This window comes from uncultured Sphaerotilus sp. (genome assembly GCF_963924895.1).
Taxonomy (GTDB): domain Bacteria; phylum Pseudomonadota; class Gammaproteobacteria; order Burkholderiales; family Burkholderiaceae_C; genus Sphaerotilus.
Genome location: NZ_CAWURG010000021.1, coordinates 34,795 through 56,389, shown reverse-complemented (window position 1 = coordinate 56,389; position 21,595 = coordinate 34,795). Strand labels below are relative to the sequence as shown.

Sequence of the window (21,595 nt, the reverse complement as noted above, 5' to 3'; positions counted from 1 at the left end):
TTATCCATGCTATAGTGCTAGGCTTTCCTCCACCCGGAACACGAGACACATTTATGGCCACCGCTTCCAAAGCCAAGAAAAAGACCGTCCGCATTGCCTCCGGCCGCAAGCGCGTCCGCCAGGACGTCAAGCTGAACGCCGCGAACACCTCGCTGCGCTCGAAGTTCCGCACCGCCGTCAAGGGCGTGCTGAAGGCCGTTGCCACGGGCGACAAGGCCAAGGCTGGTGACACGTTCAAGTCTGCCCAGGCCGTGATCGACTCGATCGCCGACAAGGGCATCTTCCACAAGAACAAGGCCGCCCGCATCAAGAGCCGCCTGTCTGCCAAGGTCAAGGCCCTGGCGCTTGCCGCTGCCTAAAGACTGATCCGGGTGGATCAATAGCAAAGGCCCGCTCTGCGGGCCTTTTGCATTGCCTGCCTCGGCACAGGCACAGCCCGGCCCGCTCAGGCGCCGTGCTTGTCTGCCTCGCTGGTGAATGCGTCGGCGTAGAACTCTTCCGCCGGCAGAGCGCATTGCGCCACCAGATCCCGTTGCGCAGCACCCACCATGACCGGTGCACCACAGGCATAGACCTGGTGCCCGGACAGATCCGGCAGATCCGCCATCACCGCGTGGTGCACGAAGCCCGTCCGCCCCTGCCACGCCGCGCCAGGCTCCGACAGCACTGGCACATAACGCAGCCAGGGCAGCGTGCGCGCCATCTCCAGTGCCCAGTCGTGCAGATAGAGATCGGCCTCGCTGCGGCAACCCCAGTACAGCACGGCCTCACGGTCCATGCCACGCGCCTGCATGTGCTCGATCAGCGCCTTGATCGGCGCAAAGCCCGTGCCGGACGCCAGCAGCACGACCGGTTTTTCACTGTCCTCGCGCAGGAAGAAGCTGCCGAACGGCCCCTCCACACGCAGGATCTCGCGCTCCTTCATCGCCCCGAACACATGGTCGGTGAAGCGCCCGCCGGGCATGTGGCGGATGTGGAGTTCCATCTGCCCCTGCGCCACCTCGGGTGCACGCGCCATCGAGTAGCTGCGCCGGACACCGTCGCGCAGGATGAATTCGACGTACTGGCCTGCGTGGTACTGGAACACCTGGTTGCCGGGCAATTGCAGCGTCAGCACCACCACGTCTGGCGCGCGGCGCTCGATCGTCGTGACCCGCACCGGCATCTTCAGCACCGGGAACTGCCCCACCGACGTCACCTGCCGGGACTCGATCACGCAGTCCGTCTGCGGCGTGGCACAGCAGGTCAGGACCAGGCCGGAGGCCTCCTCGGCCTCGCTGAGCGCCTTGAGCTGGTGCGCGCCGTGGATGACGCGCCCTTCGAGCAGCCGGCTCTTGCACGATCCGCAGGCGCCGTCCTTGCAGCCATAGGGCAAGCCGATGCCCTGGCGGATCGCCGCCGGCAGCATCGCCTCGTCGCGCGCCACCTCGAAGCTGCGGCCTGCGGGCTGCACTGTCACCGTGAAAGTCATTGCTCGTATCCTCTGGCCGTCCCGGCGATGTCCGCGGCCATGTCGCCGCGGGCGAGATTGTGCCGCACCGATCCGAAAGAACCCGAACCATGCCCCACCCTGCCCGCCTGCGCGCCGCCCGATCCACTGCCCCGCGGCCCCTGCGCCGGATGCGCCAGCCGCGCCTGCTGATCGTCGGCTGTGGCGACGTCGGCCAGCGCGTCGCCCGGGCACTGGGCCGCGGCTGGACCGTGCGTGCACTGACCTCGCAGCCGGAGCGGATCGCCAGCCTGCGCGCGCTGGGCGTCACACCCCTGCTCGGCAATCTGGACGCACCGGCCTCGCTGCGCCGCCTGGGCGCCCTCGCCCCGCGTGTGCTGCATCTGGCCCCACCACCCGGCAGCGGCGACGACGACCCCCGCACCCGGCACCTGCTGCAGGCACTCGGCCGGCATGGCGTCTGCCGCCAGCTCGTCTATGGCAGCACCACCGGCGTCTACGGCGACACCGGCGGCGCACGCTTCGACGAAACCCGCACCGTCGCGCCCGTCAACGCCCGCGCCCGGCGCCGGGTCGCCGCCGAATCGTCCATCCGCCGCTGGGCGGTCGGCCAAGGCGTGACAGCGTCGATCCTGCGCATCCCCGGCATCTACGCCGGCGACCGACAAGGCGGCCATCCCCGCGAACGGCTGGCGCGCGGCACCCCCGTGCTGTGCGCCGAGGATGATGTCTACACCAACCACATCCACGCCGACGATCTGGCACGCCTGTGCATTGCGGCGCTGCTGCGGGGACGGCCACAGCGCATCTGGCACGCCTGCGACGACACGGAACTGAAGATGGGGGACTATTTCGATCTGGCCGCCCGGCTGTGCGGACTGCCCTTGCCACCGCGGATCTCGCGCGAGGCAGCGCGCACGCAGCTCAGCCCGATGCTGCTGAGCTTCATGAGCGAATCGCGCCGGCTGGACAACCGGCGGATGAAGCGGGAGTTGCGGGTCGCCTTGCGCTACCCGGACGTCACCACCGGCCTGCTGGCCTGAGGTCGCGTCACATCAGCGGCGGCGGCGCTTCGGCGGAAACGGTGGCAGGCCGCGCCAGAAGCGCAGCATCAGCCAGCCGCCGAGCATGCCGCCCAGGTGGGCGAAGTGCGCCACCCCACTGGAACCCGCCAGTCCGAACAGCAACTCCATCCCGCCGAAGACCATCACGAAGACCTTGGCCTTCATCGGGATGGGCGGGAACAGCGGCATGATCGTGCGGTCCGGGAACATCATCCCGAAGGCCATGAGCAGGCCGTAGAGCGCGCCGGAAGCCCCCAGCGTCGGCCCACCCCCGGTGACATCCAGGCTGACCACCAGCAACTGCACCACACCGCCCGCCAGCGCACTGGCGCCGAGGAACTGCAGGTAGCGCTGGCGACCCCAGACCGTTTCCAGCTCGGCGCCGAACATCCACAGGCCGAGCATGTTGAAGAACAGGTGCCCCATGCTGCCGTGCAGGAAGGCATAGGTGATCAGCTGCCACGGCATGAACGGCCCGCTGCCCAGCGGCCACAGTGCGAACAGCGTTTCGACCCAGTACCCCGCGAGCATCTGCAGGCAGTACATCGCCGTGCAGATCAGCATCAAGGCCTTGGTGACGGGGGGGAGCTGGGGCATGGAAAGACTCTCTGAAGAGGGAGAGCGGTGAGCCTGATCACTGGTGCCGGAGGCCGGACTCGAACCGGCACGCCTGTTGAGGGCGGCGGATTTTGAATCCGCTGCGTCTACCGATTTCGCCACTCCGGCAGGTGGGTGTCGCGCTGCGTGGTGCGCGAAGCCGTGATTATGGCATGACGAACCAGAGGCCCCGCCCTGTGCAGCGCGCGGTGCGTCTTGCTGCCAAAATGTGCCGCATCGGTGCTGCGCCACCTCCGGAGACAGATCCCATGCCCGCCTACCAGACCATCGAAGACGTGATCGGCCGCACCCCGCTCGTGCGGCTGCAGCGCCTGCCCGGTGCAGCCGCCGCCGAACGTGGCAACGTCCTCCTGGCCAAGCTCGAAGGCAACAACCCGGCCGGCTCGGTGAAAGACCGCCCCGCCATCAGCATGATCCGCCGCGCCGAGGAGCGCGGCGAGATCCGGCCCGGCGACACGCTGATCGAGGCCACCTCGGGCAACACCGGCATCGCGCTGGCGATGGCCGCCGCGGTGCGCGGTTACCGCATGGTGCTGATCATGCCGGAGGACCTGTCGATCGAACGTGCGCAAACGATGAAAGCCTTCGGCGCCGAACTCGTGCTGACGCCCAAGGCCGGCGGCATGGAATACGCCCGCGACCTGGCCGAACAGATGCAGCGCGACGGCAAGGGCCGCGTGCTCGACCAGTTCGCCAACCTCGACAACCCGCGCGTCCACTACGAGACCACCGGCCCCGAGCTGTGGCAGGACACTGACGGGCAGATCACCCACTTCGTCAGCGCCATGGGCACCACCGGCACCATCACCGGCACCTCGCGCTACCTGAAGGAGATGAACCCGGCAGTGCGCATCATCGGTGCACAGCCGTCCGAGGGCTCGCGCATTCCCGGCATCCGCAAGTGGCCCGAGGCCTACCTGCCGAAGATCTACGAGCCGCGCCGCGTGGACGAACTGGTGCTCGTCAGCCAGGCCGATGCCGAGGACATGGCGCGCCGCATGGCCCGCGAGGAAGGCCTGTTCGCGGGCATCTCCGCGGCCGGGGCCTGCTGGGCGGCGCTGCAGCTCTCGCAGCAGGTGCGCCATGCAACCATCGTCTTCATCGTGTGCGACCGCGGCGACCGCTACCTGTCGACCGGCGTCTTCCCCGCGTGAGCATTTCTGGCGCAAACACCACATAGGTGCACGCCGATGTGGTGCAGGCATGAGCCAGCGTGACAATTCGCACCCATTGCGCCGTGATTTTTTCACTTCAAGCCGCGGTAAGTCCCTGAATTGACTGGCATTGCCCTTGCGTCTGGCAGGGACTCAAAAATCGCGGGGCGCGTGCCAATGAACGAACTGATCAACCTCGTCTGGGTGGGCATCTGCACTGCCCTCGTGTTTTTCATGCAGGCCGGCTTCGCGCTGGTCGAGGGCGGCCTCTCGCGCGCCAAGAACTCGATCAACGTGATCATGAAGATCTACCTCGGCACCTGCTTCATCGGGGTGAGCTTCTGGGTGGTCGGCTACGGTCTCGCCTTCGGCCCGTCGGTCGAGGGCCTGATCGGCGGCGGCAGCTTCGCCCCGCAGAAGCTCGGCGCGACCGACACGGTCGGCCTGCTCTACCAGATGATGTTCGCCACGACCGCGGTGACCATCGTCTCCGGCGCAGTGGCCGAGCGCATGCGCTACGGCGCCTACCTGACCTTCGCCGCACTCATGGCGCTGGTGATCTACCCGGTCTACGCCCACTGGGCCTGGAACCCGGGCGGCTGGCTCAAGACCATGGGCTTCGTCGATCTGGCCGGTGACGGTGCCGTGCACTCGGTGGGCGCCTGGTGCTCGCTGGCAGGTCTGCTGGCCCTGGGTCCGCGCCTGGGCCGCTTCGGCAAGAACGGCGAGGTGCGTGACATTCCCGGCCACAACCTGCCGATGGTGGCGCTGGGCGGCTTCATCCTGTGGCTGGGCTGGTTCGGCTTCAATGGCGGTTCGATCGCGGGCGTCGAAAGCGGCCAGCTGGGCACCGTGCTGCTCAACACCTACCTCGGCGGTTGTGCGGGCGGCATCGGCGCGCTGGCCTTCATGCGCCTCACGGGTCGTCCGGTGCTGATGAGCGCCTCGGTCAACGGCAGTCTGGCCGGTCTGGTCGCGCTGACCGCCGGTGCGGCCACGCTGAACCCGGTCACGGCGATCGTCACCGGCCTGATCGCTGGCGCACTGACCACCTGGGGGGCGGAAGCCCTGCGCAAGCTGCGCATCGACGACACCGTGGACGCCATCGCGGTGCATGGCCTGGGCGGCACCTGGGGTCTGATCGCTGCGGGCCTGTTCTTCGAGGGCGACCTCTTCAACGGCAGCCGCGTGATGGTGCAGGTGCTCGGCGCCGTGGCCGCCTTTGCATGGGCCTTCCCGATGGCCTATGTCTGCTTCAAGCTGGTGGACAAGCTGATCGGTCTGCGCGCGCCCACCCTGAACGAGCAACGCGGTCTCGACTTCACCGAGCACCACGAGATCGGCTACCCCGAGTTCCAGGACTCGCCGGGCCAGCTGCACAAGGAAGCCTGACCCGATGGCCACCCAAGCCCTGTCCCAGCGGCGCCGCGCCGCCTACGCCGTGCTGTCGCCGCTGCTGGAGGAAGACGCCCTGCTCGACGCGCTGCGCATGCAGCACCAGTCGATGCGCGGCGAGTCGGTGTCGGACATCATCGGCTACATCGACCAGGTGGCCGCGCGCCACGACATCGACGCCGCCAGCCGCAAGAAGCTCTACGAGGCCTACTACAAGGCGCTGAAGCTGCCCGAGAACGAGCTGCCGATGGACCCCTGGCCGCTGATGCAGATCGGCTCGGCGCCCGCGCCGACCGCCGCCCCGCCCACCTCACCGGACCGGGCGGTCTGTGCCGAACTGCTGCGCAGTGCGCTGGCCGATGTGCAGCGCAGCCATGTGAGAGCGCTGTCGGACCTGCGCAGTGGCGCACTGGAGCAACTGGACCAGGGCCGGCTGTCGCAGCCCGTGCGCAAGCAGGTGCGCGACGCCTGGAACCAGCCGATGCAGTCCACCTGGGTGATCGAAGGAACGCCCCAGGAACTGTCGCAGCTGGTGCACCAGTTCTATGTGGCGATGTGCGAGGCGCTCGGCCCGGTGGACGCGGACCAGGTGCTCACCCGGGCCGTCCGTGCCGCCGACCAGATCCCGCAGGCCCGTCAGTTTTCGCCCCGACAACTGATCTGACCTGCGGTGTGGGCGTCAGCCCATGCGCCCGAGGATCTCGGCGGCTTCCGCCGAGTGGCGCCCGGAGCCCTCGCGCACCACGGCCTGCAGCATCACGCGGGCATCCTCCGTGCGGCCCACTTCGATGCTCGCGCGGGCGATCTCGAGCTTGATGGCCGCCTGCTCGGCGAGGCGGCTCACGTCCACCTCGTCATCCGACGCGGTTTCGCTGCGCACCAGCTGGGTGGCGGCCTGCGAGGTTTCCATCGAACGGGCCATCTCGGCCGCGGCGTTCGAGATGTCGAACACCCGCGGACCACCGGTGCGGGTGGCGCTCAGGGAGTTGGTGAACTCCTGCGGCGTGTCCGGCTGGAAGCCGGCGCGCCGGCGACGCCACAGGATCACGCCCCCCGCCAGACCCCCCAGCGCGAGCAGCCAGGGCAGCACCCGCGGCACCGAGGAGCCACCACCGGGGGTTGCTGCTGCACTGGCCGCGTCCGAGGCACTGTCGGCCGGCACTGGAACCGGCTCCGGCGTCGGCGCGGACGTCGGGGCCGAGGCCACCGGTGCTGGCACTGGCACTGGCACTGGCACTGGCACTGGCACTGGCACTGGCACTGGCACTGGCACTGGCACTGGCACTGGCACTGGCACTGGCGCAGGGGCAGGCGTGGGTGAAGAAGCCGGCTGCTTGACCGGAGGCGGCGGCGCAGGGACCGGCGCGGATGCAGGCATCACCGGGGCCGGGGCCGGCGCCACCGCAGGCGGCGCGGACGCTGGCGGCGCTGGCGGCGCGGGCGGGGCCACAGGCGGCGCGGACGGCCCCTGGCGCACCAGCACCGGCAGCGGTGCCAGCACCTGGCCACCGCGCATCGCCTTCAGATGGTCCGCCACCAGCGTGACCGCGCCTGCACGGTCCTCCGCCAGCACCTCGTCACGTCCGGGCAGCACCAGTGGCACACCCCGGCGCAGGCGGTGGATGTTGCCCTTGACGAAGGCTTCCGGATTGCGGCGCAGCACGGCCACCATGACCTGCTGGCGGGTTGCCCCCAGGGCCGGGGCCAGGTGCCCGGCGATGTCCCAGAGATTGTCCTGCTCCACCGTCGTGCGCGAGCTGGACGCGGCAGGCGTGCCAGTACCCGCAGGCGCGGCCGCCGTCTGGGCCAGGACCGGTCCGACCGTCAGGGCCAGCGCCAGGGAGAGAAGGTGACGCTTCAGGGGGGGTGGCAACATGTCCGTTTTCACACCATCAAGGTGTCCATCAGGTCGATCATGAATTCGGTGTCTTCCTGATCCTGCTTGTCCCAGCCACTCAGACCCAGCGCCTGCAAGGTGGCCCGGCCATCCGAGCCCGGCTCGGCCATGCCCAGCACCAGCGTCTGCAGCGACTCGCGCAGTTCGGCGCAGCGCGGCCCGACCAGCAGCACGTGGTGCACCAGGCTGATCTGGCTGGTCATCACCGGGCGCAGCTGGCGGCGGATCGGGGCGCTCAGATCATCGAACGCCTCCTTGAGGAAGAAACCGCAATCGGCCTTGCCCTGAAGCAAGGTTCGGGCGAGCACGACGTAGGTCGAGACCTGCTGCGTCTGCGTGTTGTCGCGGGTCAGATCGGCCGATTCCAGCAGGATCATGCCGATCAGGTTGACGTCCGGATCGCGGGTCACCGCCAGGCGCAGACCGGGCTGCAGTTCCTCGACCGACTGCACGGGCGAGTCCACCGGCACGGCGATCACCACCTCGTCGGCCTTGTCGCGCGGCGCGGCAATGGCCACGAAGCCCTTCTCGCGCACCAGCATGGCCGCGTCGTAGGGATTGGCGTAGATCAGGTCGACCTTGTCGGCGGCGATCGCCTGGCGCTGGGCCGAGAAGTCCTCGTACAGCTCCAGGTGGATGCGCACGCCGAGCTTGCGCTGCAGCCAGGTGTTGAAGACATACCAGCCGGCGATGTGCTCGGGCGAAAAGTCGGGGCTGACGGTCAGTTCCAGGGTCACTTCAGCTCCTCGGCGCGCATCCGCGCGTACAGCGCGGTGTATTCCTTGACCTTGGCACGCGACGGCTTGCGGCGCACCGACGTGTACCCGACAACGCGGCCGTCGCGCACATTGGGGATCGCGGTGGCGAAGACCCAGTAGTGGGCGCCGTCCTTGCGCAGATTCTGCACATAGCCCTGCCACTTGCTGCCGCGACCGACCGTGTCCCACAGGTCCCGGAACGCCGCTGCGGGCATGTCCGGGTGGCGCAGGATGCAGTGGTTCTCGCCGATCAGCTCGTCCCGCTCGTAACCCGACATGTCCACGAAGGCCTGGTTGGCGTGCGTGATGGTCCCGGTGGGATCGGTGCGCGAGACGATCAGCTTGCCGTCCGGATAAGGGACCTCCTCGTCGACCACCAGCACGCGCCGGGTGCGGCCATCGAAGTAGCTGAGCGTCAGTTCGCGCGGCGTCGCCGTCGGGACCAGGTCAGCCTCTCTCATATCGGTCATCATCGATTTCCCTCGATCTCGACAGACCGATCAGATGACCTTGCTGATGGCGTCCGCAGCCCGCTTGACGTCGAGGAAGATCAGGCCCAGGCGCGAATTCGGCTTGCACAGCGCCGTCAGCACCGAGTCGCGGCCGGCGTAGGTCATCAGCACATAGCCCTTGGCGCCCTTGACCAGCACCTGCTCCAGCTCGCCGCGGGCGAGTTCGCGCGACGTGCGGTCACCCAGCGACAGCATGGCGGCGCTCATCGCACCGACGCGGTCCTCGTCCATGCCGGCGGGCAGCATGGAGGCCATCATCAGACCGTCGGTGGACAGCACGGCCGAGGCTTCGATGTCGGCGGTGGATCCGTTGAGTTCGCTCAGGATCGAGTTCAGCAGGTCTTCACGCATGGAGCAGTTCCTTCGAGAGAAAAATGGAGATCGGGGAGTGAGGGAAGAGGGTCAGCAAGCAGGACGCAGCGCAGCTGCAGCACCAGGCCTCAGATGGCCGTGTTGCCGTAGCGCACACCCAGGGTCCACACCAGCGTGGTGAAGGCTTCCTGGTTGAAACGCGGCAGTCCGTTGACGATCAGGATGAAGTAGTCGTCGCCGAAGTACAGGGGCCAGAAACCGACCTCGCAGTAGCCCGCAGCGTTCACCATGCCCCAGCCGTCGCTGCGCAGGCGCATGTTGCCGTGCAGCAGGCGGGCATGGCGCTCGTGGACGCTGGCCAGGTCACCGCCGAGGGCGGCGAGTTCTTCGGCCGTCTCGTGCGCGAAGCCGGCGGTGCCCAGGTACAGGCCGCGCTTGTCGGCCAGAATCGCCTTGCCTTCGTCGGAGAGCTGGGTCAGCAGCGGCGGCAGCATCGCCTCGATCGAGTCGGGCGGTACCTCCACGTGCATCGGCAGGCCCTGCACGAAGCCGGAGGACTGCAGGCGGTAGATGAATTCCAGCGCGTCCTGCTGGCTCATCGACATCCAGTCCTGCACCAGGTCGGCGGTCAGCCGCGGCGTCTCGGATTCGCGCAGCAGCCGCTGCAGGAACAGCCGCGCCGGGTCGCGGGTGGGCCGGCTGGCGGCGTAGTAGGCACCCGCCGGCGTCGGGTGGAGGTAGAACTCGCCGGTGAGCGTGTAGTGGTCCATGGATGGCGCGGTGGTCCCGGGGTCAGAGGGTCGGATCGATCTGGAGCAGCAGCGCCTCGATCAGCGTCGAGACATCGGTGCGCTGGCGGGCGTCCACCTCGAAGATGGGCGCGGACACGTCCAGCTCGGCCAGCTGGCGCACGTACTCGTCGATGGTGGGCGTCGGGCGGGCATCCATCTGCGTCACGCCGATCACGAGCCGGGTGCCGTCGATGAACTCCTTGAACGCCTTGATGTAGAAGCGCATGTCCTCGAAGGGGGTCGGGCGCGTGTTGTCCAGCAGCAGCACCAGGCCGATGCCGCCCTTGGTCAGGATGTCCCACATGAAGTCGAAGCGCTCCTGGCCGGGCGTGCCGTACAGGTGCACCTTCTCCTTCGGGCCCAGACGGATCATTCCGTAGTCCATGGCCACGGTGGTGGCGGACTTGCGCTTCTGGGTCATGTCCGACGCATGTTCGTCGGTGCGGATCGGCTCGATGTCGCTGATCGAGGCGATGGCCGTGGTCTTGCCTGCACCGACAGGGCCGGTGAAGATGATTTTGTGATCGGTTTGGGCCATGTTGCTTATCAGGCTTATTTGTTCAGCCAACCGAACAAGCGGGTCAGCAGACCGCGGTTGTTCTTGGTCTTGCGCTGCGCCCTGCGGACCTGCGCGCCATCCTCCGTGATCAGGTCCAGCGCCAGTGCCGCGTTGTAGAACGCAAACACATGCCGCTGGGCGATCTTGAGCGTCTGGGCTGTCTCCAGCAGCCCAGCGCCCTTGGTGGTCCAGAGTGCCGCGATGCGCAGCGCGTGCGGCGTGCGGTGCAGCCGTGTCAGGTTGGGCCACTGCTTCAGGTAGACCGGGGCCACCGGATCCACACCGACCGGCAGACGGCCCGCCGAGGTTTCCAGCGCGGTCTGCCACAGCACATGGTCCAGCCGCTGCACGAGCGCCTTCTGCTCCAGCGTGCCCTGCAGATCGGCGAACTCCTGGCGGCTGAAGGCACGTGTCTTCGGGCGCTTGTCGAGCGGCTGGTTCACCAGACCGGCGAATTGCTCGGCGGTGAATTCGCAGTAGATCAGGTTGGTCGTGCCATCGACGGTGATGCGGCCGGCCGGGCTGTCCAGGTGCGTGGGCACCTGCCACTTGCAGCTGACGAGGTAGGCGTCCTTGAGCACGCCCACCAGATGCTGGGCCGGGTCGTAGCGCAGGCCCGCGTCCGCCAGCTGCGCGGCCTCGGTCACGTCCGCGCGCAGGCCGCAGTAGCGGGCCTCGTCGACCAGCTCTTCGGGCCGGGGGCGGCGGTGGCCGTGGGCGTCATGCACCGGGGCCGACACGGCCGGTGCCGGTGCCGGCGCGGGCGCAGGGGCGGCCGGTGCCGGGGCTGGCGCCGGTTTGGGCGCGGGAGCCGGGGCGGGCTTGACCACCGGTTTCACCGCTGGCGGTGCCACCGGCGCGGGCGCAGCAACGGGCGCAGGCACCGGAGCCGGCACCGGAGCCGGCGCAGGAGCGGCGACCACAGGCGCGGCCACGGGTGTTGGTGCGGGTGCAGCCGGTACCGGGGCAGCCACGGACACCGGCGCAGGGGCTGGTGCAGGCATCGGCACCGGGACCACCACCGGCGCCGGCGCAGCCTTGCCGAAGAACCGGCGAATCAGCCCGCCCAGTCCGCTGCTGGGTGGGGGCGGCGGCACCGGCCGGACCGCCGGGGCCACGGCGGCAACGGGTGTGACCGGACGCGGTGCCGGTGCCGGGCTTTCTGTCCAGGTGGACGGCTCCGCGACGATCGACGCCGGCGCGGCCGCAACGACCGCCGCAGCCACTGGCACGGCCACCACCGGCTCCGGCGCCGGGGCGGGCACAGGCGCCGGGGTCGGCGCGACCGCGACCGGGCTGTTCCAGCGCCGCGTGCGCAACTCCGCCGCCGCCGCCAGCAGGGCCGCGGGCGTCACGGGCTTCTGCACCCAGATGGCCGACGGAACGTCCTGGGACTGGGTCGACAGCGCGATGCCCGGACCACCGCGGCGGGCATGCCACGCGTCCCAGTGCTGGCGCGATTCAAGCGTGTCGAAGTCGAAGATGGCCACTTCGGCCGCGTCTTCGCTCGAGGGCGCGAAGCTGCTGCGCCCAGTGCTGGAAAAGAAGAAATCCAGCACCGCCTGGGTGCGTGGGGGCAAAGACAGAAGGACTACCTTCAATCGGGTATGCAGCTTGGTGGCTTCCACTGACTACAGGCTCAAGGTCATAGATCGATCGGCGGGGGTATCTGCTCGAAACGCCGGACAGCGTCTCAAGACCACCCCGAAGGCAGCGCGCCGTGGCGGGCCACGAGCTTGTCGGCCATCTCGGCCTTGCCTGCGTCGTCCCGACTGTGCTGGTAGATCGCCAGCAACTCGCGGTTGACCTCTTCGTTGTCGGGTTCATCCAGCAGCGCGACCTCAAGCATGCCACGCGCGCCAGCCAGGTCGCCGTATTCAAGTAACGACATGGCTTGCTGGAAAGGTGTCTCCTGCGCGACCTCGCGGCGTTGTAATCCCACCATGTTCAGCGAGCCCAGCACCGCAGTGTCCAGCACCGACCAGCGCTGGGTCGGCAACTGGGCCCCGCGCGGCAGCTCGGTATCGAGGTGGGTGCGCAGGAAATGCGCGTCGTCCGGATCGAGCCAGGGCATGGCCTGCTCCAGCAATTGCCGGCGCAGCGAGCGCCCGCGGTCGCCGAGCGCCAGGAACAGGTCCACCAGCGCCCCGAAGGCACGGTCGGTCAGCGGCGGGCGGCTGGCCAGCAGCACCCGGCGCGTGTGGGCTTCGATGTCGAGTGGATCCCGCGCGATCTGCGTCGAGAAATGGCGCCAGGCATCGTGCACATCCGTGCTCGACGGGCAGTCCAGACGCCCTGCGCGGGCGAACACGAACATGGGGTCCGACCCCCCGGTCACCGACTGAACACCGTTCATTGAATTGCACCCGCCATCTTGTGTTTGACGAGATGGCCCTCGACCACCGCGCCCTTCTCTATCTCGATCGCCCCGTAGTGCACATCCCCGGCCACCTGGGCGCTGATGCGCAGATCGACCAGTCCGCTGGCATACACCGCCCCCAGCACCCGGCCGAACACGATCAGGTGCGACACCCGGACATCCCCCGCCACACTGCCCCCGTCACCGATCACCAGTGTCCCTGGATTGACGGAAGACACGATGACATCGCCCTCGACGTGACCGTCGATGCGCAAGCCGCCCGCGAACGTCAGATCACCCGTCACGGTGGTGCCAGAGCCCACCAGACAGTCGATGTGCTCCTGCACGGGGTCGCCCCGTTGTTTCGTACGGCCGAAGCGCATGGTGCGGTGCCCCCATCGTGGCTGCTGCTGAGCGTTTTGTGACCAGTTCGACCAATTCATATCGGCAACTTCATCCAGGACTGCAGAGGTTCGGATCAACAGGCTGCGCGAGGAGGCCGATGCACTTTGGTTCAATCGATGGTAACCATATGCACCGGGCGTCCGGCACTGGTACCGACCGGTGCCCCGTGAACCGGGGAAACCAAGCCGCGAAAATTCGCGCCCACCCGCCTAGCACAACTGAAAGGTCATTCCCCGGAATTGGAAAAATCGATATTTTCAAAAATGCATCAAATCCCACACACGGCCCCGATTTGAACATGGCCAGCAGTGCAATTCGTTCACCAGTGGCTCACAAATTGAGCCTTGCCGTCACTTTTACTACCGTTGGTCACGATTTGGTACTGCATGGATCCGCCAACGAACCCGTTTAGTTCTTTTGACGCGAACGCCAGCGCAGCAGCGTCCGGCACGTGCTGGCCCCCAGCCGCTAAAATCCCGATCGCGGCCCCTGGATCTACACCACGCAGCGCTGCGCCTCCTCTTCGCCCGATGGCGAGACGTTCCTGCCCGCTCCAGCCGAGGCAGGCACAGGCGTTCGTGCACAGGCAGATTCCGGCGGATTTCCCCGAACCCCCTGCCCTGACTGCGACGACTGCCATGTCCACCGATACCGATCTCCCGACCACCGCCACGCCCGACAAGGCGCCCGTGCCCGCCGGCAAGAAGGTCTACATCCGCACCTTCGGCTGCCAGATGAACGAGTACGACTCGGACAAGATGTCCGACGTGATGCACGCCGCCGAGGGCTACACCCCGACCAACGACCCCGAAGAGGCCGACCTGATCCTGTTCAACACCTGCTCGGTGCGCGAGAAGGCGCAGGAGAAGGTGTTCAGCGACCTCGGCCGCGTGCGCCACCTGAAGGCCAAGGGCGTGATGATCGGCGTGGGGGGCTGCGTGGCGAGCCAGGAAGGCGCGGCCATCATCGAGCGCGCGCCCTATGTGGACGTGGTGTTCGGCCCGCAGACGCTGCACCGCCTGCCGCAGCTGCTGGAACAGCGCAAGAGGCTGGGCCGCCAGCAGGTGGACATCAGCTTCCCCGAGATCGAGAAGTTCGACCACCTGCCGCCGGCTCGCGTGGATGGCGCCTCGGCGTTTGTCTCGATCATGGAAGGCTGCTCGAAGTACTGCTCGTACTGCGTCGTGCCCTACACGCGCGGCGAGGAGTTCAGCCGGCCGTTCGAGGAGGTGCTGACCGAGGTGGCCGGGCTCGCCGACCAAGGGGTCAAGGAAGTGACGCTGCTCGGCCAGAACGTCAACGCCTACCGCGGCAAAATGGGCGGCACGGCCGAGATCGCCGACTTCGCGATGCTCATCGAGTACGTCGCCGAGATCCCCGGCATCCAGCGCATCCGCTACACCACCAGCCACCCGAACGAGTTCACGCAGCGCCTGGTCGACGTCTATGCCAAGGTGCCGCAGCTCGTGAACCACCTGCACCTGCCCGTGCAGCACGGCAGCGACCGCATCCTGTCGGGCATGAAGCGCGGCTACACCGTGCTGGAATACAAGAGCACGATCCGCAAGATCCGCGCGGTGCGCCCGGACATCAGCATCTCCACCGACTTCATCGTCGGCTTCCCCGGCGAGACCGACGACGACCACGCCCGCACGATGAAGCTGATCGAGGACATCGGCTTCGATTCGAGCTTCAGCTTCATCTTCAGCCCGCGCCCCGGCACGCCGGCCGCTGCGCTGCACGACGACACGCCGGCCGACGTGAAGCTCAAGCGCCTGCAGCACCTGCAGGCGACGATCGAGGAGAACGTGCGCCGCATCAGCGCCAGCCGCGTCGGCACCGTGCAGCGCATCCTGGTGGAAGGCCCGAGCCGCAAGGACCCGACCGAGCTGATGGGCCGCACCGAGTGCAACCGCATCGTCAACTTCCCCGGCGGGCCGAACCCGGCGCGGCTGGTGGGTCAGATGCTGGACGTGAACATCGTCAGCGCCATGCCGCACTCGCTGCGCGGCGAGGTGCTCACTGCCGGCTGAGGGAACCCGGCGACCGCCAGCCGCGGTACCGGGTCGAGAGCGCCAGCGCGCCGCTGCGGTCGTTGGCCGTCACCGTGTCGGCGTGCTTGTAGCCCCGGCTCAGCAGGTGCTGCGCCTGCCAGGCATGGGCGCGCAGGCCGAACACCAGATGGCTGGCGACCACGGCCAGACCCAGGACCGCTGAGCGCACCACCAGTCCGGCGGCCTCGGTCAGCACGTAGAGCAGCAGCAGGCCGATCACCTCCCCGGCACCCTGCCACCACAGCTTGCGGGCAAACGCCCAGACACAGCCCTGGAAGAAGGCCGGCCAGGACCAGCCCGGCCGGATGCTCTCGAGTTCGCCCGAGGGATGCCTGTACACCTTGAATTGCCGCACGTGCCGCTCCTGCCCTGGTGGATGATCGATCGGCCGTTCGATGGGGAGACGGCTCGTCAAACGTTCCATGTTAGCCACGGCCCCTGTCCGTGACACCCCTCAATCGGGTAGGTCGGACCGCTGGAATCCGAGACTTTGTTCGCGGTCTGTCCGCCTCGTCGCCATCAGATCGCAGGTGACAGCGCCCTGGCCACTTCATGGGGAAAATCACGACTCCAGCCCACTTGACGAAACGCCAGCATGACGACCGCACCCCTCCCTGATGGCCTGACCCTGCTGGAGCGCGGCTGGCTCTCCGCCAACAACATCGTGCTGCACGGCGCCCCAGGCGAAGGGGCCACCGTCGTCGACACCGGCCACAGCGTGCACGCCGCGCAGACCGTGGCCCTGGTGGCACACGCGCTGGGCGACGAGCCGCTCGCCCGCATCGTCAACACCCACCTGCACTCCGACCACTGCGGCGGCAACGCGGCGCTGCAGGCGGCCCATGGGGCGAGCCTCTGGATTCCGCCAGGCCAAGCCGACGCCGTCACCCGCTGGGATCTGGACGACCTCACCTACCGCATCACCGGACAGCGCTGCGACCGCTTCCGGCACGACGGGGTGCTGCGACCAGGCGAGGTGCTGCGGGTGGGTCGGCGGTGCTGGGACGTGCTGGCCGCGCCGGGCCACGACCCGGCCTCGATCATGCTGTTCGACGCGGAGGCCGGGGTGCTCGTCTCCGCGGACGCGCTCTGGCACAACGGCTTCGGCGTGGTCTTCCCCGAACTGGACGGCATCGACGCCTTCGACGAGGTGGCGGCCGTGCTCGACCTGATCGGGCAGCTGGATGTCCGCCTGGTCATCCCCGGCCACGGCGGCGCCTTCACCGACGTGGGTCCGGCGCTGCAGCGTGCGCGGCTGCGACTGGCGAAATTTGTCGCCAATCCGGCCATGCACGCCCGGCACGCCGCCAAGGTGCTGCTGAAGTACCACCTGATGGAAGTGGGCTGGCAGGCGCTGGAGGACCTGCTGGACTGGGTAGAGCACACCCCGCTGGTCGTCACGACCCTCGAACGGGCCGGATTCACGGGATCGCGGCGTGCCAGCGGCGAATTGCTGCTGGCCGAGCTGGTGGCGCTGGGCGCGCTGCGGATCGAGGAGGGCATCGTCCGCGACGTCGCCTGACCGGGCAGCTGGCCGATTCAGCCGGCCCGGAGGCCTCGCGTTTCCAGCTTTTTCACTTGCAAGGGCTCGAAAACGGTAACTGTTGCCATCGTGCGGCTCAAACCCCGACATCTCGGCGTACTTCTGTTGAAATACAGCGTCATGGAAGAGCGCCCACAAGCTCTCGACGTCTCGAAGACCTGCCGCTTCCGCGAACGCAGGCAGCTCATGCAGTACAGGGAGGATCCATGGATCAATTGCGCGCGATGCGGGTCTTCGCCCGCGTCATCGACGAGGGGAGTTTCGCGGGCGCCGCCCGTGCCCTCGATCTGGCCCCCGCGGTCGTCACCCGGCTGATCGCGGAACTCGAAGAACACCTCGGTGCACGCCTCATCCAACGCACCACCCGCAGCCTGGCGCTCAGCGTGGCCGGCGAGCGCTACCTGGAGCGGGTGCGGCACATCCTGGCCGATCTCGACGAGGCCGAGGCGCAGGTGCAGTCGGTCTCGGAGTCCCCACAGGGGCACCTGCGGGTGATGGTGCCCTCGGCCTTCGCAGTGCACCAGCTCGCCAAGCACCTGCCCGCCTTCCACGCCGAGTACCCGCAGGTCACGCTCTCGCTCACCTCCACCATCGAGTTCAGTGGCCCGGACGACCGCCACGACATCACCGTGATGGCACTGCGCGACGCCCCGGAAGGCGACTTCATCGCCCGCCGACTCGCGCGCAGCGAGGTCATCCTGTGCGCCGCCCCGGGCTACCTCGAGCGCGCCGGCCGACCCGACACGCCCCAGGCGCTGGAGCAGCACCACCTGCTGCTGCCGCCCACGTCCATGGTGCAACGCGACGTCACTTTCGTGCACGAGGATGGCCGCACGGCCGTCCGCGTGAGCCCGCCACGCCGGCCGCTGCTGACGACAGCCCACACGGACACGCTCTACGCCTCGGCGCTGGCCGGGCTGGGCATCGCCGGGCTGATGTCGCTGGTGGTGGAGGATGCCTTGCAGGAGGGCGCGCTGGAGCGCGTGCTGCCCGGCTGGCACGCGATGAGCTTCGGACTCTGGCTGACGATGCCCACCCGCAAGCATGTGCCGGCGCGCACGCGAGCCTTCTGGGACTTCCTGCTGCGCACCTTCGGCGGCGAGGACCGCGACCCCTGGCAGGCCCACCCGCGCTGCAGCGGGGTGACCTCAGCCGGCTGAAGCGCCCCGGCGGCGTGGCCCGAACGCCGTCCACCACAGCGCCAGCGCGGTGCCCACGACCTGGGCGCCGTAGGTGAGCATCCGTCCGTCGCGTCCGAGCCACACGAGGAAGATGATCTGGATCAAGACTGCGACACCGGCCGCCGGCAGCGCCAGACGGGTCCAGCGCACGGCACGCAAAGGACGCCACCATGCCAGCTTGCACAGCGACGCCGCGATCAGCGCGAGGCCGATCGGTGCGAGCAGGAAGTTGAACAAATGCCAGATTGCGTCGAGCGGACCCATGGATTCCCGTTGAAGGCTGTGGAAGTGGAAAAAGCGGGCTGTGTGGACGAAGGCGCGGAATCTTACAATCGCGCCATGAGCGTCTTTGCCCTCAGCTTGAACCACCACACCGCGCCGGTCGACCTGCGCGGTCGTTTTGCGTTCACGCTGGAGCAGATTCCGGCCGCCCTGCATGGATTGCGCGACGGCCTGCACCGCGGCGCGCCGGAAGCCGCGCTGCTGTCCACCTGCAACCGCACCGAGCTGTACATCGCCGCCGGCCCCGGCGACAGCCGCGCGCTGGTACGCCCCACGCTCGAATGGCTGGCCGCCCACGGCAAGGTTTCGGCCGACGAACTGTTGCGCCACACCCATGTGCTGGAGCGCCAGGAAGCCGCGCGCCACGCATTCCGTGTCGCCTCGGGGCTGGACTCGATGGTGCTCGGCGAAGCGCAGATCCTCGGCCAGATGAAGCAGGCCGTGCGCGAGGCCGACACCGCAGGCACGCTCGGCACGACGCTGCACCAGCTCTTCCAGCGCTCCTTCTCGGTCGCCAAGGAAGTGCGCACCTCCACCGAGATCGGCGCGCACTCGATCAGCATGGCCGCCGCCGCCGTCCGGCTGGCGGGCCAGTTGTTCGAGGACCTGAGCAAGATCCGCATCCTCTTCGTCGGCGCGGGCGAGATGATCGAACTCGCCGCGACCCACTTCGCCGCCAAGGCCCCCAGGCACATCACCATCGCCAACCGCACGCTGGAGCGCGGCGAGAAGCTGGCCAGCCAGTTCGGCGCCGAGGTGATGCGCCTGTCGGACCTGCCGGCGCGGCTGCACGAGTTCGACGCCGTCATCTCCTGCACCGCCAGCACGCTGCCGCTGATCGGGCTGGGTGCCGTGGAGCGCGCGCTGAAGGCCCGCCGCCGCCGCCCGATCTTCATGGTCGATCTGGCGGTGCCGCGCGACATCGAGCCCGAGGTGGCGCAGCTCGACGACGTCTACCTCTACACCGTCGACGACCTGTCCGCCGTGGTGCAGACCGCGGGTGAAAAGCGCCAGGCGGCTGTCGCGCAGGCCGAGGCGATCATCGAATCCGGCGTGCAGAACTTCGTCCACTGGCTCGACCAGCGTGCCACCGTGCCGCTGATCCAGGCCGTCAACGCCCAGGCCGAACACTGGCGCCAGATCGAAGTGGCGCGCGCCCGCAAGCTGCTCGCCAAGGGCGCGTCCCCCGACGACGCGCTCGAAGCGCTGGCGCGCAGCCTGACCCAGAAGATGCTGCACGGCGCCCTCGCCGAGCTGCACAACGCCGACCCCCAGCAGCGCGCGCGGATGATCGAGGCGGTGACGCGGCTCTTCCTGCGCGGCGACAACGCCCCCCGATGACCCCGTTCCTGCGCCTGCAACTCGACCGCCAGCTCGTCCGCCTCTCCGAAATCGACGCCGCGCTGGCCGATCCGCAGGTCGTCTCCGACATCAACCGCCTGCGTGCGCTGAACCGCGAACACGCCCGCGTCTCGGGGCTGACCGAGCGCTGGACGCGGCTGCAGCAGCGCGAACGCGACCTGTCCGACGCCCGGCAGATGCTCGACGACCCCGAGATGGCCGACATGGCGAGCGACGAGATCGCCGCCGCCGAGACCGACATCGCCACCATCGACGCCGAGCTGCAGACCGCCCTGCTCCCCCGCGACGCCGACGACGACCGCAACGCCTTCCTGGAAATCCGCGCGGGCACCGGCGGCGACGAATCCGCGCTGTTCGCGGGCGACCTGCTGCGCATGTACCTGCGCCACGCCGAGCGGCAGGGGTGGAAGACCGAGATCATGTCCGCCAGCGACTCGGACCTGGGCGGCTACAAGGAAGTCGTCGTGCGCATCGAGGGCGACGCGGTCTACGAGGCGCTGAAGTTCGAGTCCGGCGGTCACCGCGTGCAGCGCGTACCCGCCACCGAGACGCAGGGCCGCATCCACACCAGCGCCTGCACGGTGGCGGTGCTGCCCGAGCCGGACGAGGCCGAGGAAGTGACGCTGAACCCGGCCGATCTGCGCATCGACACCTACCGCGCCAGCGGCGCCGGCGGGCAGCACATCAACAAGACCGACTCGGCGGTGCGCGTGACGCACATCCCCACCGGCCTCGTCGCCGAGTGCCAGGACGACCGCAGCCAGCACCGCAACAAGGCCAAGGCGCTGGCCGTGCTCGGCGCCCGCCTGCGCGACAAGGACCGGCTGGAGCGTCAGGCCAAGGACGCCGCCACCCGCAAGGGCCTGATCGGCTCCGGCGACCGCAGCGACCGCATCCGCACCTACAACTTCCCCCAAGGCCGCCTGACCGACCACCGCATCAACCTGACGCTCTACAAGCTCGGCGCGGTGATGGAGGGTGAGCTGGACGATGTGATCGCCGCGCTCAAGGCCGCCCGCGCCGCGGAACTGCTGGCCGAGATGGAAGCGCAGGGATGAAGGTTGCCGAGGCGCTGGCGCTCGCCCGCACGCACGGCCTGCCGCGCAGCGACGCGAACGTGCTGCTCGGCGCGCTGCTCGACCGCTCGCGCACCTGGCTGCTCACCCACGACGATGCGCCGCTCGACGCCACGCAGCAGGCCCGCTGGCAGGACTGGCTCGCCCGCCGCGCCGAGGGCGTGCCCGTGGCCTACCTGACCGGGCAGCACGAGTTCCACGGCCTGCTGCTGCATGTCACCCCCGACGTGCTCGACCCGCGGCCGGACACCGAAACGCTGGTGGACTGGGCGCTGGCGCTGATCGCGACGCGGCCGCCTGGCGCGGCGGTAGTCGATCTGGGCACGGGCAGCGGCGCCATCGCGCTGGCGATCCGGCACCGGCAGCCGGACGCCGTGGTCAGCGCCGTCGACCTCAGCCCCGCCGCGCTGGCCGTCGCGCAGGCCAATGGCGAGCGGCTCGGGCTGCCGGTGCGCTGGCGGCTGGGGGCGTGGTTCGCGCCGGTCGAAGGTGAACGCTTTGACCTCGTCGTCAGCAACCCGCCCTACATCGCCGAGGGCGACGCGCACCTGCCCGCGCTGCGCCACGAACCGACGCTGGCGCTGACCTCGGGCGCCGACGGGCTGGACGCGATCCGGCAGCTCATCGCCGACGCCCCCGCCCACCTGCAGCCCGACGGCTGGCTGCTGCTGGAACATGGCCACGACCAGGGTCCGGCCGTGGCCGCGCTGCTGACCCAGGCCGGCTGGCGCGCCACGGACCGGCGCGACGACCTCGCCGGCCACTGGCGTTGTACCGGCGCCATGCGGCCCACTGCGTGAGCCACTGAAAAGCACAAATCCTC

24 protein-coding genes and 1 tRNA gene are annotated in these 21,595 nt (G+C 68.7%); 11 read left to right on the top strand and 14 right to left on the bottom strand.

From position 1 onward, the window contains the following. Positions 1-53 precede the first annotated feature (53 nt). Positions 54-359, top strand: a complete 306-nt coding sequence (rpsT, locus tag AABN02_RS08950; RefSeq protein WP_338414581.1) for a 30S ribosomal protein S20 — start codon at positions 54-56, stop codon at positions 357-359. A gap of 86 nt (positions 360-445) precedes the next feature. On the opposite strand, the gene AABN02_RS08945 is transcribed toward rpsT, so the two are convergent. Beyond that, entirely contained in the window at positions 446-1,471 is a 1,026-nt protein-coding gene (locus tag AABN02_RS08945) for a CDP-6-deoxy-delta-3,4-glucoseen reductase (protein ID WP_338414580.1), read from the bottom strand. A gap of 89 nt (positions 1,472-1,560) precedes the next feature. Between AABN02_RS08945 and AABN02_RS08940 the strand changes: the two genes are divergently transcribed. Then, positions 1,561-2,493, top strand: a complete 933-nt coding sequence (locus AABN02_RS08940) for an SDR family oxidoreductase (RefSeq protein ID WP_338414579.1) — start codon at positions 1,561-1,563, stop codon at positions 2,491-2,493. A 12-nt stretch (positions 2,494-2,505) separates the two neighbouring features. Here the strand turns inward: AABN02_RS08940 and AABN02_RS08935 are convergent, their stop codons facing one another. Together AABN02_RS08935 and AABN02_RS08930 are read right to left on the bottom strand one after the other, a co-directional pair. Continuing rightward, positions 2,506-3,111: a rhomboid family intramembrane serine protease gene (locus AABN02_RS08935; protein WP_338414578.1), complete on the bottom strand. Its 606-nt coding sequence runs from the start codon at positions 3,109-3,111 to the stop codon at positions 2,506-2,508. 41 nt (positions 3,112-3,152) lie between these two features. After that, positions 3,153-3,240, bottom strand: a tRNA-Leu gene (locus AABN02_RS08930). A 140-nt stretch (positions 3,241-3,380) separates the two neighbouring features. On the opposite strand from AABN02_RS08930, the gene cysM reads away from it, so the two are divergent. The 3 genes from cysM (at position 3,381) to AABN02_RS08915 (ending at position 6,345) form a co-directional block, all read left to right on the top strand. Beyond that, entirely contained in the window at positions 3,381-4,286 is a 906-nt protein-coding gene (gene cysM / locus AABN02_RS08925; RefSeq protein WP_338414577.1) for a cysteine synthase CysM, read from the top strand. Between the two features lie 177 nt (positions 4,287-4,463). Next, on the top strand, positions 4,464-5,678 hold the full coding sequence (locus AABN02_RS08920; protein WP_338414576.1) for an ammonium transporter: 1,215 nt from the start codon (positions 4,464-4,466) through the stop codon (positions 5,676-5,678). A gap of 4 nt (positions 5,679-5,682) precedes the next feature. Then, positions 5,683-6,345, top strand: coding sequence for a hypothetical protein (locus AABN02_RS08915; RefSeq protein WP_338414575.1), 663 nt, complete (start codon positions 5,683-5,685; stop codon positions 6,343-6,345). Positions 6,346-6,360: 15 nt separating this feature from the next. On the opposite strand, the gene AABN02_RS08910 is transcribed toward AABN02_RS08915, so the two are convergent. The 9 genes from AABN02_RS08910 to AABN02_RS08870 all read right to left on the bottom strand — a co-directional run bounded on the left by AABN02_RS08910 (position 6,361) and on the right by AABN02_RS08870 (position 13,387). Continuing rightward, positions 6,361-7,557, bottom strand: a complete 1,197-nt coding sequence (locus AABN02_RS08910) for a FimV/HubP family polar landmark protein (protein ID WP_338414574.1) — start codon at positions 7,555-7,557, stop codon at positions 6,361-6,363. 8 nt (positions 7,558-7,565) lie between these two features. Continuing rightward, complete coding sequence (locus AABN02_RS08905; protein WP_338414573.1) at positions 7,566-8,315, bottom strand: phosphate/phosphite/phosphonate ABC transporter substrate-binding protein; 750 nt, start codon at positions 8,313-8,315, stop codon at positions 7,566-7,568. After that, positions 8,312-8,806: a PAS domain-containing protein gene (locus tag AABN02_RS08900; RefSeq protein WP_338414572.1), complete on the bottom strand. Its 495-nt coding sequence runs from the start codon at positions 8,804-8,806 to the stop codon at positions 8,312-8,314. Before AABN02_RS08900 ends, AABN02_RS08905 begins: the two co-directional genes overlap by 4 nt. A gap of 30 nt (positions 8,807-8,836) precedes the next feature. After that, a complete protein-coding gene (locus AABN02_RS08895; protein WP_179632736.1) occupies positions 8,837-9,199 on the bottom strand; it encodes a roadblock/LC7 domain-containing protein in 363 nt (120 codons plus the stop codon). Between the two features lie 89 nt (positions 9,200-9,288). Then, positions 9,289-9,930, bottom strand: a complete 642-nt coding sequence (locus AABN02_RS08890) for a hypothetical protein (RefSeq protein WP_338414571.1) — start codon at positions 9,928-9,930, stop codon at positions 9,289-9,291. Between the two features lie 22 nt (positions 9,931-9,952). Next, the gene (locus AABN02_RS08885) at positions 9,953-10,489 is read right to left on the bottom strand and encodes an ATP/GTP-binding protein (protein WP_322587055.1); all 537 of its coding nucleotides are present in this window, start codon (positions 10,487-10,489) and stop codon (positions 9,953-9,955) included. Between the two features lie 14 nt (positions 10,490-10,503). Further along, a complete protein-coding gene (locus AABN02_RS08880; protein WP_338414570.1) occupies positions 10,504-12,090 on the bottom strand; it encodes a hypothetical protein in 1,587 nt (528 codons plus the stop codon). A gap of 113 nt (positions 12,091-12,203) precedes the next feature. Then, a complete protein-coding gene (locus AABN02_RS08875) occupies positions 12,204-12,827 on the bottom strand; it encodes a hypothetical protein (protein ID WP_338414569.1) in 624 nt (207 codons plus the stop codon). A 35-nt stretch (positions 12,828-12,862) separates the two neighbouring features. Beyond that, positions 12,863-13,387: a polymer-forming cytoskeletal protein gene (locus tag AABN02_RS08870; protein WP_338414568.1), complete on the bottom strand. Its 525-nt coding sequence runs from the start codon at positions 13,385-13,387 to the stop codon at positions 12,863-12,865. Positions 13,388-13,912: 525 nt separating this feature from the next. Here AABN02_RS08870 and miaB point away from each other — a divergent pair. After that, positions 13,913-15,307, top strand: coding sequence for a tRNA (N6-isopentenyl adenosine(37)-C2)-methylthiotransferase MiaB (gene miaB, locus AABN02_RS08865; protein ID WP_338414567.1), 1,395 nt, complete (start codon positions 13,913-13,915; stop codon positions 15,305-15,307). Here miaB and AABN02_RS08860 read toward each other — a convergent pair. Beyond that, positions 15,294-15,683, bottom strand: coding sequence for a DUF2628 domain-containing protein (locus AABN02_RS08860; RefSeq protein WP_338414566.1), 390 nt, complete (start codon positions 15,681-15,683; stop codon positions 15,294-15,296). The two genes, miaB and AABN02_RS08860, sit on opposite strands and share 14 nt — an antisense overlap. Before the next feature lie 240 nt (positions 15,684-15,923). Between AABN02_RS08860 and AABN02_RS08855 the strand changes: the two genes are divergently transcribed. After that, positions 15,924-16,850: an MBL fold metallo-hydrolase gene (locus tag AABN02_RS08855; protein ID WP_338414565.1), complete on the top strand. Its 927-nt coding sequence runs from the start codon at positions 15,924-15,926 to the stop codon at positions 16,848-16,850. A 227-nt stretch (positions 16,851-17,077) separates the two neighbouring features. Beyond that, positions 17,078-18,031 (top strand): LysR family transcriptional regulator, encoded by a 954-nt coding sequence (locus tag AABN02_RS08850; RefSeq protein ID WP_338414564.1) that lies wholly within the window; start codon positions 17,078-17,080, stop codon positions 18,029-18,031. Here AABN02_RS08850 and AABN02_RS08845 read toward each other — a convergent pair. After that, positions 18,020-18,316 carry a hypothetical protein gene (locus AABN02_RS08845; RefSeq protein ID WP_338414563.1) on the bottom strand — a complete coding sequence of 99 codons (297 nt, stop codon included), beginning with the start codon at positions 18,314-18,316 and terminating at the stop codon, positions 18,020-18,022. The genes AABN02_RS08850 and AABN02_RS08845 overlap by 12 nt on opposite strands. Before the next feature lie 75 nt (positions 18,317-18,391). On the opposite strand from AABN02_RS08845, the gene hemA reads away from it, so the two are divergent. Genes hemA through prmC form a run of 3 tightly spaced genes read left to right on the top strand, consistent with a single transcriptional unit; the run spans position 18,392 to position 21,572 of the window. Beyond that, positions 18,392-19,675, top strand: coding sequence for a glutamyl-tRNA reductase (gene hemA / locus AABN02_RS08840; RefSeq protein ID WP_338414562.1), 1,284 nt, complete (start codon positions 18,392-18,394; stop codon positions 19,673-19,675). After that, positions 19,672-20,754 carry a peptide chain release factor 1 gene (gene prfA / locus AABN02_RS08835; protein ID WP_338414561.1) on the top strand — a complete coding sequence of 361 codons (1,083 nt, stop codon included), beginning with the start codon at positions 19,672-19,674 and terminating at the stop codon, positions 20,752-20,754. The genes hemA and prfA overlap by 4 nt, the downstream gene beginning before the upstream one ends. Then, the gene (gene prmC, locus AABN02_RS08830) at positions 20,751-21,572 is read left to right on the top strand and encodes a peptide chain release factor N(5)-glutamine methyltransferase (protein WP_338414560.1); all 822 of its coding nucleotides are present in this window, start codon (positions 20,751-20,753) and stop codon (positions 21,570-21,572) included. Before prfA ends, prmC begins: the two co-directional genes overlap by 4 nt. Positions 21,573-21,595 lie beyond the last annotated feature (23 nt).

Coding starts and splice junctions, on each gene's coding strand:
- cysM (WP_338414577.1), top strand. CDS start 3,381: ATGCCCGCCTACCAGACCATCGAAGACGTGATCGGCCGCACCCCGCTC.
- AABN02_RS08945 (WP_338414580.1), bottom strand. CDS start 1,471: ATGACTTTCACGGTGACAGTGCAGCCCGCAGGCCGCAGCTTCGAGGTG.
- AABN02_RS08855 (WP_338414565.1), top strand. CDS start 15,924: ATGACGACCGCACCCCTCCCTGATGGCCTGACCCTGCTGGAGCGCGGC.
- AABN02_RS08850 (WP_338414564.1), top strand. CDS start 17,078: ATGGATCAATTGCGCGCGATGCGGGTCTTCGCCCGCGTCATCGACGAG.
- AABN02_RS08885 (WP_322587055.1), bottom strand. CDS start 10,489: ATGGCCCAAACCGATCACAAAATCATCTTCACCGGCCCTGTCGGTGCA.
- AABN02_RS08845 (WP_338414563.1), bottom strand. CDS start 18,316: ATGGGTCCGCTCGACGCAATCTGGCATTTGTTCAACTTCCTGCTCGCA.
- AABN02_RS08895 (WP_179632736.1), bottom strand. CDS start 9,199: ATGCGTGAAGACCTGCTGAACTCGATCCTGAGCGAACTCAACGGATCC.
- AABN02_RS08940 (WP_338414579.1), top strand. CDS start 1,561: ATGCCCCACCCTGCCCGCCTGCGCGCCGCCCGATCCACTGCCCCGCGG.
- prfA (WP_338414561.1), top strand. CDS start 19,672: ATGACCCCGTTCCTGCGCCTGCAACTCGACCGCCAGCTCGTCCGCCTC.
- prmC (WP_338414560.1), top strand. CDS start 20,751: ATGAAGGTTGCCGAGGCGCTGGCGCTCGCCCGCACGCACGGCCTGCCG.
- AABN02_RS08890 (WP_338414571.1), bottom strand. CDS start 9,930: ATGGACCACTACACGCTCACCGGCGAGTTCTACCTCCACCCGACGCCG.
- AABN02_RS08935 (WP_338414578.1), bottom strand. CDS start 3,111: ATGCCCCAGCTCCCCCCCGTCACCAAGGCCTTGATGCTGATCTGCACG.
- rpsT (WP_338414581.1), top strand. CDS start 54: ATGGCCACCGCTTCCAAAGCCAAGAAAAAGACCGTCCGCATTGCCTCC.
- hemA (WP_338414562.1), top strand. CDS start 18,392: ATGAGCGTCTTTGCCCTCAGCTTGAACCACCACACCGCGCCGGTCGAC.
- AABN02_RS08900 (WP_338414572.1), bottom strand. CDS start 8,806: ATGACCGATATGAGAGAGGCTGACCTGGTCCCGACGGCGACGCCGCGC.
- AABN02_RS08910 (WP_338414574.1), bottom strand. CDS start 7,557: ATGTTGCCACCCCCCCTGAAGCGTCACCTTCTCTCCCTGGCGCTGGCC.
- AABN02_RS08915 (WP_338414575.1), top strand. CDS start 5,683: ATGGCCACCCAAGCCCTGTCCCAGCGGCGCCGCGCCGCCTACGCCGTG.
- AABN02_RS08920 (WP_338414576.1), top strand. CDS start 4,464: ATGAACGAACTGATCAACCTCGTCTGGGTGGGCATCTGCACTGCCCTC.
- miaB (WP_338414567.1), top strand. CDS start 13,913: ATGTCCACCGATACCGATCTCCCGACCACCGCCACGCCCGACAAGGCG.
- AABN02_RS08875 (WP_338414569.1), bottom strand. CDS start 12,827: ATGTTCGTGTTCGCCCGCGCAGGGCGTCTGGACTGCCCGTCGAGCACG.